The following is a 13,267-nucleotide window of genomic DNA, read 5'->3' as shown; positions in this document are numbered from 1 at the left end:
ACCTCCCCTCAAAATCGTTGTGTGCCAGTACGTTGTCCGCTCACGACCGATCCGGGCCGTTGGTACGGCCCGGATCGGTCGGGACGGTGCCGTGGGTCGTCAGGCGAGTTTGAGCCGGTAGGCCTGCATCGCCAGGGTGAGCGGGTAGTAGAAGCTGACCCGGTCGTCACCGCCGGAAAGAGTGCCGAGACCCCGGGTCCCGGCATACGCCGGACCGCCGGAGTCACCGGGCAGCGTCACGATCTCCGCGATGAACGTGTTGTTGATGACGCCGACGTCGGTGTTGACCGACTGATTCACCGCGATGATCCGGCCCGCGCGCGTCCCGGTCGTCTTGCCATGGGACTGGATCTGCTGTCCCACAAGGGGAACCGCCGCGGAGGTGATGCGCTGACCGTTGACGATCTGTCCCGGCCCGGTACCGTTCGGACGCGAGAGCAGACCGGTGTCCGCGCCAGGGCAGTCACTCGCGACGACCGGCGCGCCTGTGACGTCGCCACCGGACCACGTTCCACCGGCGTTCGTGCAGTGGCCCGCGGTGAGCATGAACGGCTGGCCGTCGCGCGTGACGTTGAAGCCCAGGGAACAGTTGGCCCCGGCGCTGCTGCTGATCTGCTCGCCGCCGGCGATGTGCAGGGAGAGCTTCCCGGTGCGCCGCTCGACCCGGACACTGCCGCCGAACGCCGCCGCGGCCGCGGTGACCCGGTCCGCGGACGCCTTCGTCGCCGCGTCGTAGACGGTGACGACGACCTGGTTGGCACTCGTGTCGATGCCCCAGGCGGTCTGGGGGACGTTCCTGAGCCTGTCCAGCTGGTTCTTCACCTCGGTCAGGGCCGAAAGGGAACGCTTGACCTTCTTCGCCTTGAGCCCGGCGGAGCGCACCTTCCGCTCGGCGGCGTCGTCGACGACATTGACGACGGCCTTTCCGTCCTCGAGGTGGATTCCCCCGGACGCGAAGCCGACCGAATCCGCGACACGGGTGGCGACGTCGACCGCGCCCAGCGCGGATGACGTCGCGGGAATCGCGGCCGTGGCCGCCAGCAGTGCGATCAGTGCGGCGAACAAGGTGAGCAGTCTTCGGTATCGCAAGGTTCCTCCTTGGGCCCAGTGCTCGTCAGATCACCTTCGCCGCACAGGTCTCTTCCGTCCACACCATCGGACAGGTCCCGTCGATTAGGAGGGAATCACTTCACGAACCGCGCCCCCGCGTCCCCGCGATCCGACATGCCCGACGCCGCCCGGCGGCGTAGGTGTGTTGCGAAAGCCACTTTCGCAACGTTGAAGGTTGCCAAAGTGGCTTTCGCACCATGTCCCGGAGGCCGGACGCCGGACGGAGCATCGATACAGGTGCTCCAGCATGATGCGACGTCGCGAGGCCGGGCGCCGCGCTTCTGAAGGAATCGAGTGTTGCGAAAGCCACTTTCGCAACGTTGAAGGTTGCCAAAGTGGCTTTCGCAACACGCCCACTCCGCTCGACACGACCACCCAGCCCCGGTCACTTCCCCCGGCGCCGGGCCAAGAGCATCTGAAGCACGCGGCGTAGCTGAGGCCGTGAAGGAAGGTAGTAACCGAAGAACGCCGCCCTCGACAGCCAGGCGGGGCGGCCGCGGAACGACATCCCCCAGGCCTCCAGCACGGCGTGACCGCGACCGAAGCCGGCGGTGACCCCGACGCTCTTCCAGGTGAACTCACGCTGCGCGCGGCCTTGGATCACCCGCGCGACGTTCCCGCCGACCCAGCTCCCCTGACCGATCGCCCACGCCGCATCGACCGGACACGGCTCGCCGGACGCCAGCGGCACGGACGCCGCGTCGCCACCGCTCCACACCTCCGGCGCGATCTGCAGCATGCGATCGGCCCGCACGGCTCCACGGTCGTCGACCGGCAGGTCGTCGAGCCCCGGCAACGGACGCGGGCTGTTCCCGATCGCCGCGACCACAGTGGACGCCGCCAGCCAGGAACCGTCGTCGAGCTTCACCCCGTCGGGGCCCACGGCGACGACCCGGGCCGGCGCGACGAGACGTACTCCGTTGTCCTGGAGCTCTTTGCGGACATGCGCGCGCAGCTTGGGCGGCATCTCCTTCGCCAGTTCGCCGGTGGGAGTGACGAGAACGACTTCGGCGTACTCCCGTTCCGGCGTTCCCTCCGTGGCACGGGCCAGCCGCTGCGCGATCGCGACCGACGCTTCGATCCCGGCCAGACCTCCGCCTGCCACGACCACCGTCAGCGCCTTGGCGCGCAGCTTCTCCTCGGTCGCCGCACGGGCGCTTTCCACGCGGTCGTCGAGGTGGGCGACGAGTTTCCCGGTCCGGCCCGCGTCCCGCAGCCGGAACGCGTGCTCCTCCATCCCCTCCACCCGGCTCACGTCTTCGTACTGCCCGGTGCCCACGATCAGGTGGTCGTAGTGGAGGGTCTGTTTCGTTCCATCGACCCGTTCGACCTCCACGGTCCGGGCGGCGCGGTCCACGCTCCTGGCGTGTCCTCGCACGTGCCGCGCGGTGGGCATCGCTTCGGAAATCGGGCTCAGTTGCGCGTCCGGCGGCAGTTCGCCGGAAAGGACCTCGCCGGTCCAGCCATGGAAGGTGTGCGCGGTCGCCGGGGCGACGACGGTGAAGTCGACCTGCTTGCCCACCTTGCGTTTCAACGCCCGGTACGACCAGATCGACAGATAACCCGCGCCCAGCAGGACGACGTGGCGCCGTTGTTCGGTCGTACTCATGGCTCGTACTCCTCAAGCGATCGCAGGCCTGCGCGGGAAAACCACGGAAGACGCGTAGCGCGTGATTTTCTTTCCGGGATCGCAGACTTTAACGGAAATCTCAGGTTCGGCGCGCGAGGAAAGTGTTTTCGAGCAAATTCCTTGAACGAATTCTCGACGTTTCCATCTCCGGGAACGAAACCCGTAGCGACCACCGCGTCCTTCGTCGGCAAGTGTGCGACACCTCGCGGCCCCGGCACCGAAACCAGGACTTTTCGTCCAGCACCGAGGCTCTTTCGCACCATCCGACACAGCAGCACCCGGTGTCCTTTGGGGCGGAAACACCGGAAATTCACACAGCCCGCCACGATCGGGCGAACGTGATCCGGTAAACCAGCAGTGCCTATACCCGCAGACACACCGCCACAGCCCATCCTCTTCCCGACGAGGGCCAGATGGAGGGAAATCCCTTATGACGGACTCAGCACACGCCTTCGACTACATCGTCGTCGGCGCCGGATCTGCCGGATGCGCCATCGCGGCCCGACTCGGCGCCGAGCAGGACGTCACCGTGGCGTTGGTCGAAGCCGGCGGTGCCGACGACAACCCGGCGATCAAGATCCCGGTCGCGTTCCCCGCTCTCTTCGGCAGCGAAGCCGACTGGGACTACCGCAGCACACCGCAACCCGGCCTGGCCGGACGAGCGATCCGAGTCCCCAGGGGCCGGGTTCTGGGTGGCTGCTCGTCCATCAACGCCAACGTCTGGACCCGTGGTCATCGCGCCGACTTCGACGGCTGGGCGGAGGCGGGCGCCAAGGGATGGTCCTATGCGGACGTCGAACCCTACTTCCGCCGGTCGGAACGCCGCGTCGGCGACGACGAGGCGGGCGTGTACGGCTCGGAGGGCCCGCTGTACGTCGAAGACGTACGTGGCGAATCCGAGGCGACGCCCGCTTTCCTCGACGCCTGCGACGAGCTCGGGCTACCGCGGTCCGCCGGGGTGAACGGAGGCGACCACACCGGGGCCGGACGCATCCCCACGGCCCAGCGTCGTGGCGAACGCTGGAGCGCGGCGGACGGCTATCTGCGCACCCTCCGGCATCCCGGCCTGGAGCTCCTGACCAGGATGCACGTCCAGCGGATCGTCGTCACCGACGGACGCGCCACCGGAGTCGAGGCCCTGACCCCGGACGGCGACGAGGTCACGCTCACCGCGCGTCGTGAGGTCGTGCTCAGCGCGGGCGCCGTCAACTCGCCCCAGCTGCTGATGCTGTCCGGCATCGGTCCGGCGGCGCAGCTCGCCGAGCACGGCATCGACTGTGTCGCCGATTCCCCGGGTGTCGGGCTCGGCCTGCAGGACCACGTCTTCACGCCGCTGATCGTCCACTGCCCGAAACCGGTCACACTGGCGTCCGCGGGCGAACCGGCCGCCGCCGCGCTCTACGAGTCCGAACGCCGTGGCCCCCTGACCTCGAACGTGGCCGAAGCCGCCTGCTTCCTCGCGAGCGGCCCCGAGCAACCGGCGCCGGACCTGGAGATCAGCTTCCTGCCGGTGGCCTTCGTCAACCACGGAATCGACCCGCCACCCGATCACGCGCTCACCATCGCCGTCGTGCTGCTGCGGCCGGAGAGCTCCGGGCAGGTCCGGCTCCGGTCCGCGGACCCGGCCGACGCTCCGGAGATCGATTTCGGCACGTTCTCCGACCCGGACGGCCATGACCTGCGGCGCCTGACCCAGGGTGTCGGGATCGCGCGCCGGATGTTCGGCACGACGGCGCTCGCGCCGTACGTCGGCGACTCCTGGTATCCGGCGCTCGACCCCGACGACGCCGAAAGCGTCGAGCAGCACGTCCGGGCGCACACCGACACCGTCTATCACCTGGCGGGCACCTGCCGGATGGGGACGGACGAGGGCGCGGTGGTGGACGCGGAACTGCGCGTGCGCGGGGTCGCCGGCCTCCGGGTCGTGGACGCCTCGGTCATGCCACGGATCACCCGGGGGCACACCCACGCCCCGACCGTCATGCTCGCCGAGCGGGCCGCCGACCTCATCATCCGGGAGTTTTCGTCATGAAAGAACGAGTGCAGGCCATCCTCTGGAAAACGATGATCCGCGTCGCCCCGAAACGCTGGTTCATCACGTTCATGCGCACGGTGCTGGTGCCCGCGGATCGCTTCCTGCTGGAACGGACCAAGGGCAGGTTCAGCCTCGGCGGCACCACCGGCGCCGGCACGTTGCTGCTCACCACCACCGGCCGTCGTAGCGGCAAGCAGTACTCCTCGCCGCTCTTTTTCTCCCCCTACGGCGACTCCTACGCCGTGGTCGCGTCGAATTTCGGCGACCGCAAGCATCCGGCGTGGTCGGAAAACCTCCTCGCCGACCCGAGGGCGACCATCACCCTGGGCAACCAGGTCCTCCCGGTCACCGCGCGACTGCTCACCGGCGAGGACCACGACGCGCAGTGGCTGCTCATCACCAGCTACGGCCCCGCCTATCAGGACTACCTGGACAACAGCGGGCGCGGGAGCTTCCGCATCTTCGCCCTCGACAAGGCACCGTCTTCGTGAGCACAGGAGTCACCCCATGACCGTCTACACGGAACACACCGGCCGGTCCCTGGATTTCGACGAGGTCCGGGAGCGGGTCCTGACCCGGCTCGCCCTCTTCCTGGAAGCCAAACGGGACGACGCCGCCTGCCGGGGTCTCAGTCCGGAGATTCCCGAAACACTCAGGGATTTCGTCACCGCGGGCGGCAAACGGTTACGCCCCATGCTCTGCTCGGCGGGATGGCGGGCCGCCGGTGGCACCGGGCTACCGGACACGGTCGTCGACGTGGCGGCGGCGCTCGAGCTGTACCAGGCGTTCGCGCTCATCCACGACGACGTGATCGACGACAGCGCGACCCGGCGATCCCGGCCGAGCGTCCATCGCTCGATCGCGGACCGGTATCCGCGGGCCCGGAACGCGCGGCGCTTCGGTGAGGCGGCGGCGATCCTGATCGGCGACATGGCGCTGATGTGGTCGACCGAGCTGCTCACGGGCGCGGCCCTGCCACCCGGCCGTCGCTCCGCCGTCTGTTCACTGGTCGACCAGATGCGTGAAGAGATGCACTACGGCCAGTACCTGGACCTTTTCACCTGCCTCAACCCCCTCGACGACCACGGCGCTCCCTTGACCGTCATCCGGTACAAGACGGCGAGGTACACGGTCGAACGTCCGCTCCAGCTGGGTGCGCTGCTGGCCGGCGCGGACTCCGACCTGCTCGATCGGCTCAGCCGGTTCGCCCTGCCGGTGGGGGACGCGTTCCAGTTGCGGGACGATCTTCTCGGCCTTTTCGGGAACTCGGCCACGACCGGCAAACCTGTCTTCGATGACTTGCGCGAGGGCAAGCGCACGGTTCTGCTCGCTTTGGCCGCGCAGCGTACGGACACCGCCGGGCGCGCGCTGCTGGAGAAGCACGTCGGCGACCCGCGGCTGAGTGAGCAGGACGCGCTCCGGGTCTTGGAGGTCATCGAGGGCACAGGCGCCCCGGCGATGGTGGAGAACATGATCGCCGACCGCACCGCCGAAGCCCTCGCCGTGCTCGACACCTCGCCGATGCCGCCTTCCGCGGCCGCCGATCTGCGTCACCTCGCCGCGCTGCTGGTGGAGCGCGAATCGTGAAATACGCCGTGCTGGACCTGGACGGCACCCTGTTGCGCGGTGTTCTCGGCACCCGCTTCCTCGAGGACCTCATCGAGGACGGTGTCTGCGACAAGGACGAGGGGCTGGCCTGTCTGCGGGCGATCCGCGGCTACGCGTCCGGCGGGAATTCGCGTCGCCAAGCGATGACCGAGGCCTATCAGGCTTATGCGAAGGCGTTGCGCGGTGCGACGGTCGCCGAGGCCGGGGAGACGGCCGCCCGGACCTGGCGGGCGTGCCGCGACGAGCTGTTCCCCTTCGCCGAGCAGCTCATCGACCTGTTCAAACGGTACCGCTACCGGATCGTCCTCGTCTCCGGCAATTCCGACCTCCCGCTGCGGGAGGCGGTGGACGACCTCGGGCTGCATTCGGGGTACGGCGCCCGCCTGGCCGAATCGGGCGGGCGGTTCACCGGCGAACTCCTGAGCACCCCCGGGCTACCCGGGGGGAAGGCCGCGGTGGTCCGGGAACTGGCGGCCGGCGGCGACGTCGAATGCGGCGTCGCCGTCGCCGTCGGCAACGGCGGAATCGACGCGGAGGTCTTCACCCACGCGGGCGCCGCCTTCGCGTTCGAACCCGACGACGAACTTCACGCCTTGAGCAGCGGCCGGGATTGGCACGTCGTCGATCGTGAAACGATCTTGGCCGCCTGCTCCGAGGTGCTCGCAGACCTGAACCGACCGAAGGAGCAGGAGAAATGACCCGACGGGATCCGTACACCGAACTCGACCTGACGATCAGCGAGCACGCGAAGGAGTGGCGTGACCGTGCCCGGGTGTTCGCGCGGGAGTACGCGGCCCCGATCGGCCACCGGCTGGACCGGATGACCGCGGCCGAAGCGGTCGCGACCGGCTCGCCGTACTTCGAGTTCATGACTGAGGCCCGCAAGGCGGGCTTCCTCACTCTGACCGCCCCGGCCGAGTTCGGCGGGCTCGGCCTGACCCGGTTCGAGGAATTCCTCGTCCTGGAGGAATTGGCCACCGGGGACGCCGGACTGGCTACCAGCCTGTTCATCGCCCCGCTGGTCTTCCAGTTCGTCTACAACTTCGGCAGTCCCCGGCTCGTGGACGAGCTGAGCCGTCCCTACTACACCGGGGAACAGCCGTCGTGGTCCAGTTGTTTCGCGATCACCGACCCGAACCACGGCTCCGACATGATGGCGGCGCACACCCCGCCCCTGACCGTCGGCGGCGGAGACACCAGGGCACACCTCGACGGTGACGAATGGGTGCTGAACGGGACCAAAGCGGACTGGATCAGCTGCGCGGTGACCGCGTCCCACGCCCTGGTCTGCTGCACGCTCGACGGCGACAGCCTCGCCAAGGGCGGTATCTTCGTCGTCCCCTTGGACCAGGAGGGCGTCACCCGGGGAGCTCCGCTGGAAAAGCTGGGGCTCCGTGCCCTCAACCAGGGTGGCTTTTCCTTCACCGACGTCCGGTTGCCCAAGGAGTACCTGCTGATCGATGAGAACGCCTACGCGATCGCGATGCACGCGACGCACGCACTGGCCAGTGTCTCGATGGCGCTCTTGGCGTTCGGCACGGGCCGGGCCGCCTACGAAGGCGCGCTGAGCTACACCGGGCATCGTGTCCAAGGCGGCAAACCCTTGCGTGAACACCAATCCGTCCAGCTGCGCCTGTTCCGGATGTTCACCCGGCTCGAAGCCGCCCGCGCGCTCAACCGGGCGGTCTACGCCCACAACTACGGTCAGGCCGACGCCGGCGGCCTCGGTTCGCTCGCGCATTCCGCGGCCGGCAAGGTGTTCACCACGGACACCGCCTTCGAGGTGTGCGACCTCGCGATCCAGCTCTGCGGCGCGCGAGCGACCCGCCTCGACGGTGTCGAACTCCCCGACGGGGAGGTCTTCTATCCCGAAAAGCTGCTCCGCGACGCGAAATCGTTCAAGGTCGCCGACGGGGAGAACGACCTGCTGGCCCTGATCGGCGCCGCCCACCTCCGGTGACCCCGCGACGCCTGTGATCAGGGGGACGACACACGTGATTGAACGGACGACACACGTGATCAGATGGACATCGCGTGTGTCGTCCGTCTGATCACAGGGTGAAGATGCCGCGCAACCCGTCCCTGCCCGTGACGCCCAGTTTGCGGTACACCTTGGACAGCCTGGCCTCCACCGTTCTCGTCGAAACGGACAGCCGTTCGGCGATCTCCTTGTTGCGCAGTCCGGCGCGAGCCAGTTCGGTCACCTCACGCTCCGGGTCGGTCAACGGCGCGTGCTCGGTGACACCGCACAGGTCGTTCAGTACAGCGGTGAACTCCGGCCGGAGCACGACGCCGCCGAAATCCCCGTGCTCGTCGCGGCGCGGCGCGCCGTCGCGATCCGCGGCGATGGTCGAGGAGGCGTACAACGAGATGGCGAGTGTTTCCCTGGCACCCCAACGGCGCGCCGCGATGACACTCGCGGAGGCGAGGGAGGCGGCCAGCACGGGCCGCTGCAGCACATGCGAGCAGAGCGCCGCGTGGGCGCGCCAAGGCAGCACCGCCGGGTTGTGCACGGAGCGGCTGAGCAGCAGACGTCCACAGGCCTTGTAGTCGTCGTAACCGAGTTCGTGCTTACCCGTGGCGAGATGCAGTCCGCCGCGGGCGAAGAGGAGTTCCGCTTCGTCGGCGACATCGGTCAGCGGGCCGTCGAAGTCGTGTTCACGCAGGAGAGCCCGTGCCCGCGAGAATTCGCCCGCCGCCACCGACGCGGACACGGTCCACGCGACGGTGAGGCTGCGGAGCTCCGCCGGGATCCTGCCCGTCAGGATCTCCTTCATCGCTTCCGCGGCGGCTTCCCGCCCCGCTCCCCACGACGCCACCCTCGCCCGCAGCAGCGCGAGACCTGACCGTGTCACGGCGGTGCCGTGCGCGCCGCGGGTGTCCTCGGCCAGCCTCAGCAGAGCACGTGCGTCGGCCAGGTGCCCCGCGTAGGCGAGGGCGAGCACACCGACCCAGATCCTCGCCGGCCCCGGAAGATGTTCCGAGGTCAGCGGCGCCCGAGCCAGCCGCACCACCTCACCCCGCTGGCGGCCGCGATTGAGGGCCTGCACCACCCGGAGCACCTCTTTGGACTCGCGCCCAGCGTGCCGTGACCCGTCCTGTTCGAGCCCGGCGAGGAAGCGTGCCCCGGCGATGTGCACCAACTGAGCGTAGCCGGTGACGGGACGTGACAGTGAGTGCTGGGCCGACAGCATCCGCACCAGGTGCCCGGCGAGATACCACCGGCCGTCGGCCACCAGCCGCTCGAGTTCGGTCCGCACGGCACCGACGGGATCCACCGGACCGGCCACCGGCTCTTTCGATCCGGCTTCTTCGAACATCTCGTCCTCTCGCTCACCCTGCACCGTCACATCTGCCGACCGGCTGCTTCTTCACCGAGCGCGTCGCGGAGCCCCCTCCTTCCCCGCACACCCAGTTTCCGGTACACATTGGACAGATGGAACTCGATGCCTCTCAGTGAAAGACCGAGTTTTCCGGCGATCTGTTCGTTCGAATGGCCACCCCTCGCCAGCGAGGCCACCCTGCTCTCCTGTTTGGTCAACCGCACCGAGTCGGTCATGCCGCCGAACTCGGCGCGCAGGTTCTGCGCCCTGCCGTGCGCTCCGATCTCCTTCGCGATCCCCATGGCTTGGCCGATCCGCCAGCGTGCCCCCGCGACGTCGTCGCGGGCCGCCAAGCGCCGGGCGAGCTCCTGGTTGACGGTGATCAGCTCGCTGCGGGCACCGCCGACTTCGAGCAGCTCGGCCGCTTCGGTCAGCTGCGCGCAGGCGTCCGGCCCGTTTTCGACCGTCGCCAGGGTGCTCAGCGCCATGCCCAGCACCCTCGGCTCGCCCCAGCCACGAGCCCTGAGCAGCACCTGACCGGCGATCCGGGCGGCGAGTTCGTCCCGCCGCGCGGCCTTGGCGGCCAAAGAGATCTGCGTCGGGCACAGCAGCATGGCGCGGTTCGACATCCGTTGCCCCTCGAACAGGCGCTCGGCCTGCAGGAAGTCCTGGAAACCGGTGTCCGCGTCGCCGATGGCCAGCCGGACCGCCGCCCGGGCCGACAACAGCATCGGGCGGCACATCAGCCATTGCTGCGCCGCCCGATCGAGGCCACTGTCGGCCATCAGGTCCACCGCTTCGTCGATCGCCCCTTCTTCGAGCAGGACGTCGACCAGCCAGGACACGCCGAGCAGCCGGACGTTCTGGCTCACGTCCGACTCGATCAGCTCGCCGAGGATCCGTCGCGCGCCCGGCAGATCGCCGGTGTGCCGGGCCACTCTCGCGCGAGCGCGGAGCATCATGCTGCGGCGTTGCGCCCGGGTGAACGGCCCCGGCTCGACGTCCTCCACCAGCCGGGCGCACTGTTCGTCCACGGTCACCAGTTCACCGGCGCTCACCAGTGTCACGAGGGCACGCCACACGCACAGCGGGTCGTGACGGCACGGAGCCTCGTCCAGCGCCTCCTCCGCCCACGCGACGGCAAGGCCGACGTCCTTGCCACGTGTCATCTCTCTGGCCGACTTGGCCGAGGCGCACAGCCCGGCGGGCACGTCCGGGGCGGGCCCGGTGTCCTGTCCGGCCATCAGCCAGGGCACGCTGGCGGTCAGTCCGGGGGTGACCACGTCCAGCCGTGCCTCGACTTCCGAAGTGCACAACCCCTCGACGCCGCGAAGATCCAAGCCACCGCTTGGTGTGTCGGCTCGCTCCCTCGTCCGGAGCTGGCCGTTCCCGCGCCGAACCATGATCACCCCTGGCGTTGCCGTCCAAGAACACAAGACAGGTAAGCGTATCTCCCGGAATGCGGGCCGAGGCCGCGCGCGAGCCGGTCGGGACAACGATTTCACCCGAAATTACATCGCCACCACGGCGCCCGGCCAGGAGGGGGAATACGGAAAACCCGTGTCAGAAAAGGCAGTTGTGCTCACCAGATCTGGCAGCGGCCGCGGTAGAGAGCCATCGGACATTGGCGAAGTGCCAGAATGCGGTCGAAACATGTCTCAAGTGCAGGGCGCCTTCCCACGTCCACGACCGGCGATCGTCCCACCCGGCGCAACGAGTTCCGGACGACGAGCGGGCTCCGTGGTAAGAAGCGAAGGAGCAGAGGGATCGAAGGAGTTCACGATGAAAGCAGCTTTGCGCATCGCCGTCGTGATTGGCCTGCTGGGTTCCTCCGGCGTCCACTTCTACCTCTGGACCATCGAAGGACTGGGTTTCCTCGCTCCCCTGTTCCTCCTCAACGCGATATCCGGTCCGCTCATCGCCATCGGGCTGCTGGCGTGGCGCCATCGGCTCATGACCTGGCTGGCCGTCGATTTCGGGGTGGCCACCCTCGGTTCGTACGCCATCGCGGAGACCGTCGGCGTCTTCGCTCAACGGGACCACTTCAGCACCTTCGCGGAATACTGCGCGACGGGTACCGAACTGGTTTGCATCATCTGCGGCACACTCCTGCTGATCCTCGATCGCGGCGCCCGGAAGAAGCGGTCGGATCAGCAGCCGAAACCGGAGTACACCCTGCCGATCCTGCTCGCCCGCAAGACCGAGACGTCCGACGGCGGCGAGCGCGGCTTCTGATCACCCGGCGCCAGGACCAGCCCCCGCGGCCTGCCCGAGCGCCCCTGGACACCCATCGAACAGCCGGAGGATTTTCGTCGTGCCCGAAGGAAAAATCGTCAGTTTCGACGAGATCCGAGGATATGGTTTCGCCGCGCCCGAGAACGGTGGCGAGGATGTGTTCGTCCACGTCAACGCGCTCACCTTCGACAAACGGCTGCTGGGGCCGGGTGTGTCGGTGAAGTTCGACGTGCTGGAGAGCGAACGCGGCTTGAAAGCGTCGCGCGTGGACCTCGTCGAGTCCCCGGAAGGCGGGGCCGGCGACCTCGCGCGCCGGAGTGCGGCGGCGAGCGCCCAGGATGACGGCCTGTGCGACGTCCTGACGGTCAAGGAATTCCTCGACGAGGTCACCGAGTCGCTCATCGGTGCCGCGCCGGGTGTCACCGGCGAGCAGATCACGCTGATCCGGCGTCAGCTCGTCCACCTGGCGCACAAGCACGGCTGGGTGGAAGCCTGACGGCGAAGAATCGAGCCTGGCGCGCGAGAGGGTCTTTTCGGCAAAGGACTTCGCCCGAAAGGGCGGTCAGGCGTGGACGAGCACGAATCCATCCGTCCGTGCCTTGCTGAGCAGGTCCACAGCGGACCGGAGCCGTTCGGCCGCCTCCTGCGCGTCACCCGCCTCGGACCGCCGGAACGCCTCGGCGGCGTTGCTCAGGCCGACCAGGATGTCGATGTAGGAGTCCCGGACCTCGCCCCGGGGCTGGACGACCACCAGGCCGGCCAGCTGGTCGACGTACTCGTCGAAATGACTCGCCAGCTCCAGCTGCGGACGGAAGACGTCTTCCCGGGTATCGGGTGGCGGACAGGGCGTCCTCTCCCCCGGTTCCGCGTGACTCCGGCGGTCATCCTCGAACACCACGACATCCCCCCTTCTCGGCGGCTCGGACATCCCGACGATCCTGTCATATTCCACTGTCGACACTACCGCCGTTCAGTGGAATCGACCTGATCACAAGACAAATGACGGACGACTCTGCCCTTCCGCACCCAGGCCGCCCACTGTGGACGTTCACTCCCTGGTGTCACAAGGTTTGCTCGGCGCGCGCCGGTCAGCGCGGGCGAATTCCCGGCACGGTCGGACGAATACGCCGACCCGCTCACTTTTCTTCCCGGTAAGAAATGACGGGACCCCGCTCCGAATTTTCCGATTTCCGGTATTCATGAAAGTGCCCGCGGATCCCGTCCAATGCGCCGACCGCTCCCCGCCGAGGCCTACGACAGCCCTCGGCGGTCACTTGACAGCCAAGGCCGATCATCACGTGAGAGCAGTCGCCACGACGTGACGCG

Annotated in this window: 12 protein-coding genes; 7 read left to right on the top strand and 5 right to left on the bottom strand. The window is 68.3% G+C overall.

Annotation, left to right across the window (positions count from 1 at the left end):
- Positions 1-99 precede the first annotated feature (99 nt).
- On the bottom strand, positions 100-1,089 hold the full coding sequence (locus tag DMC61_RS40235; protein ID WP_125695671.1) for a S1 family peptidase: 990 nt from the start codon (positions 1,087-1,089) through the stop codon (positions 100-102).
- 406 nt (positions 1,090-1,495) lie between these two features.
- Positions 1,496-2,719, bottom strand: coding sequence for an NAD(P)/FAD-dependent oxidoreductase (locus tag DMC61_RS40230; RefSeq protein WP_125695670.1), 1,224 nt, complete (start codon positions 2,717-2,719; stop codon positions 1,496-1,498).
- Positions 2,720-3,170: 451 nt separating this feature from the next.
- Here DMC61_RS40230 and DMC61_RS40225 point away from each other — a divergent pair, with 451 nt between their 5' ends.
- From DMC61_RS40225 to DMC61_RS40205, 5 genes are read left to right on the top strand one after another with little or no spacing between them, the layout of a single operon-like run.
- Entirely contained in the window at positions 3,171-4,772 is a 1,602-nt protein-coding gene (locus DMC61_RS40225) for a GMC family oxidoreductase (RefSeq protein WP_125695669.1), read from the top strand.
- Positions 4,769-5,266: a nitroreductase family deazaflavin-dependent oxidoreductase gene (locus DMC61_RS40220; RefSeq protein WP_233595107.1), complete on the top strand. Its 498-nt coding sequence runs from the start codon at positions 4,769-4,771 to the stop codon at positions 5,264-5,266. The genes DMC61_RS40225 and DMC61_RS40220 overlap by 4 nt, the downstream gene beginning before the upstream one ends.
- A gap of 16 nt (positions 5,267-5,282) precedes the next feature.
- Positions 5,283-6,362 carry a polyprenyl synthetase family protein gene (locus tag DMC61_RS40215; protein WP_125695668.1) on the top strand — a complete coding sequence of 360 codons (1,080 nt, stop codon included), beginning with the start codon at positions 5,283-5,285 and terminating at the stop codon, positions 6,360-6,362.
- Positions 6,359-7,081: an HAD family phosphatase gene (locus tag DMC61_RS40210; RefSeq protein WP_158634176.1), complete on the top strand. Its 723-nt coding sequence runs from the start codon at positions 6,359-6,361 to the stop codon at positions 7,079-7,081. Before DMC61_RS40215 ends, DMC61_RS40210 begins: the two co-directional genes overlap by 4 nt.
- The gene (locus tag DMC61_RS40205; protein ID WP_125695666.1) at positions 7,078-8,343 is read left to right on the top strand and encodes an acyl-CoA dehydrogenase family protein; all 1,266 of its coding nucleotides are present in this window, start codon (positions 7,078-7,080) and stop codon (positions 8,341-8,343) included. Before DMC61_RS40210 ends, DMC61_RS40205 begins: the two co-directional genes overlap by 4 nt.
- A gap of 91 nt (positions 8,344-8,434) precedes the next feature.
- Here the strand turns inward: DMC61_RS40205 and DMC61_RS40200 are convergent, their stop codons facing one another.
- Both DMC61_RS40200 and DMC61_RS40195 read right to left on the bottom strand, forming a co-directional pair.
- On the bottom strand, positions 8,435-9,727 hold the full coding sequence (locus DMC61_RS40200; protein WP_125695665.1) for a helix-turn-helix transcriptional regulator: 1,293 nt from the start codon (positions 9,725-9,727) through the stop codon (positions 8,435-8,437).
- Between the two features lie 2 nt (positions 9,728-9,729).
- A complete protein-coding gene (locus DMC61_RS40195) occupies positions 9,730-11,046 on the bottom strand; it encodes a LuxR family transcriptional regulator (protein WP_148106758.1) in 1,317 nt (438 codons plus the stop codon).
- 442 nt (positions 11,047-11,488) lie between these two features.
- On the opposite strand from DMC61_RS40195, the gene DMC61_RS40190 reads away from it, so the two are divergent.
- Both DMC61_RS40190 and DMC61_RS40185 read left to right on the top strand, forming a co-directional pair.
- Positions 11,489-11,941 (top strand): hypothetical protein, encoded by a 453-nt coding sequence (locus tag DMC61_RS40190; RefSeq protein ID WP_125695663.1) that lies wholly within the window; start codon positions 11,489-11,491, stop codon positions 11,939-11,941.
- A 79-nt stretch (positions 11,942-12,020) separates the two neighbouring features.
- Entirely contained in the window at positions 12,021-12,437 is a 417-nt protein-coding gene (locus DMC61_RS40185) for a cold-shock protein (protein ID WP_125695662.1), read from the top strand.
- 66 nt (positions 12,438-12,503) lie between these two features.
- On the opposite strand, the gene DMC61_RS40180 is transcribed toward DMC61_RS40185, so the two are convergent.
- On the bottom strand, positions 12,504-12,839 hold the full coding sequence (locus DMC61_RS40180) for a hypothetical protein (RefSeq protein WP_125695661.1): 336 nt from the start codon (positions 12,837-12,839) through the stop codon (positions 12,504-12,506).
- Positions 12,840-13,267: the final 428 nt, after the last annotated feature.

Origin of the sequence: Amycolatopsis sp. WAC 04169, from assembly GCF_003947535.1 — a bacterium.
In the GTDB taxonomy this organism is placed as follows: domain Bacteria; phylum Actinomycetota; class Actinomycetes; order Mycobacteriales; family Pseudonocardiaceae; genus Amycolatopsis; species Amycolatopsis keratiniphila.
This window is presented reverse-complemented; position numbering and strand designations above follow the sequence as displayed.

Bases quoted from the DNA above. Each gene is read 5' to 3' on its own strand.
- DMC61_RS40230 (WP_125695670.1), bottom strand. From the start codon at position 2,719: ATGAGTACGACCGAACAACGGCGCCACGTCGTCCTGCTGGGCGCGGGT.
- DMC61_RS40215 (WP_125695668.1), top strand. From the start codon at position 5,283: ATGACCGTCTACACGGAACACACCGGCCGGTCCCTGGATTTCGACGAG.
- DMC61_RS40205 (WP_125695666.1), top strand. From the start codon at position 7,078: ATGACCCGACGGGATCCGTACACCGAACTCGACCTGACGATCAGCGAG.
- DMC61_RS40225 (WP_125695669.1), top strand. From the start codon at position 3,171: ATGACGGACTCAGCACACGCCTTCGACTACATCGTCGTCGGCGCCGGA.
- DMC61_RS40220 (WP_233595107.1), top strand. From the start codon at position 4,769: ATGAAAGAACGAGTGCAGGCCATCCTCTGGAAAACGATGATCCGCGTC.
- DMC61_RS40190 (WP_125695663.1), top strand. From the start codon at position 11,489: ATGAAAGCAGCTTTGCGCATCGCCGTCGTGATTGGCCTGCTGGGTTCC.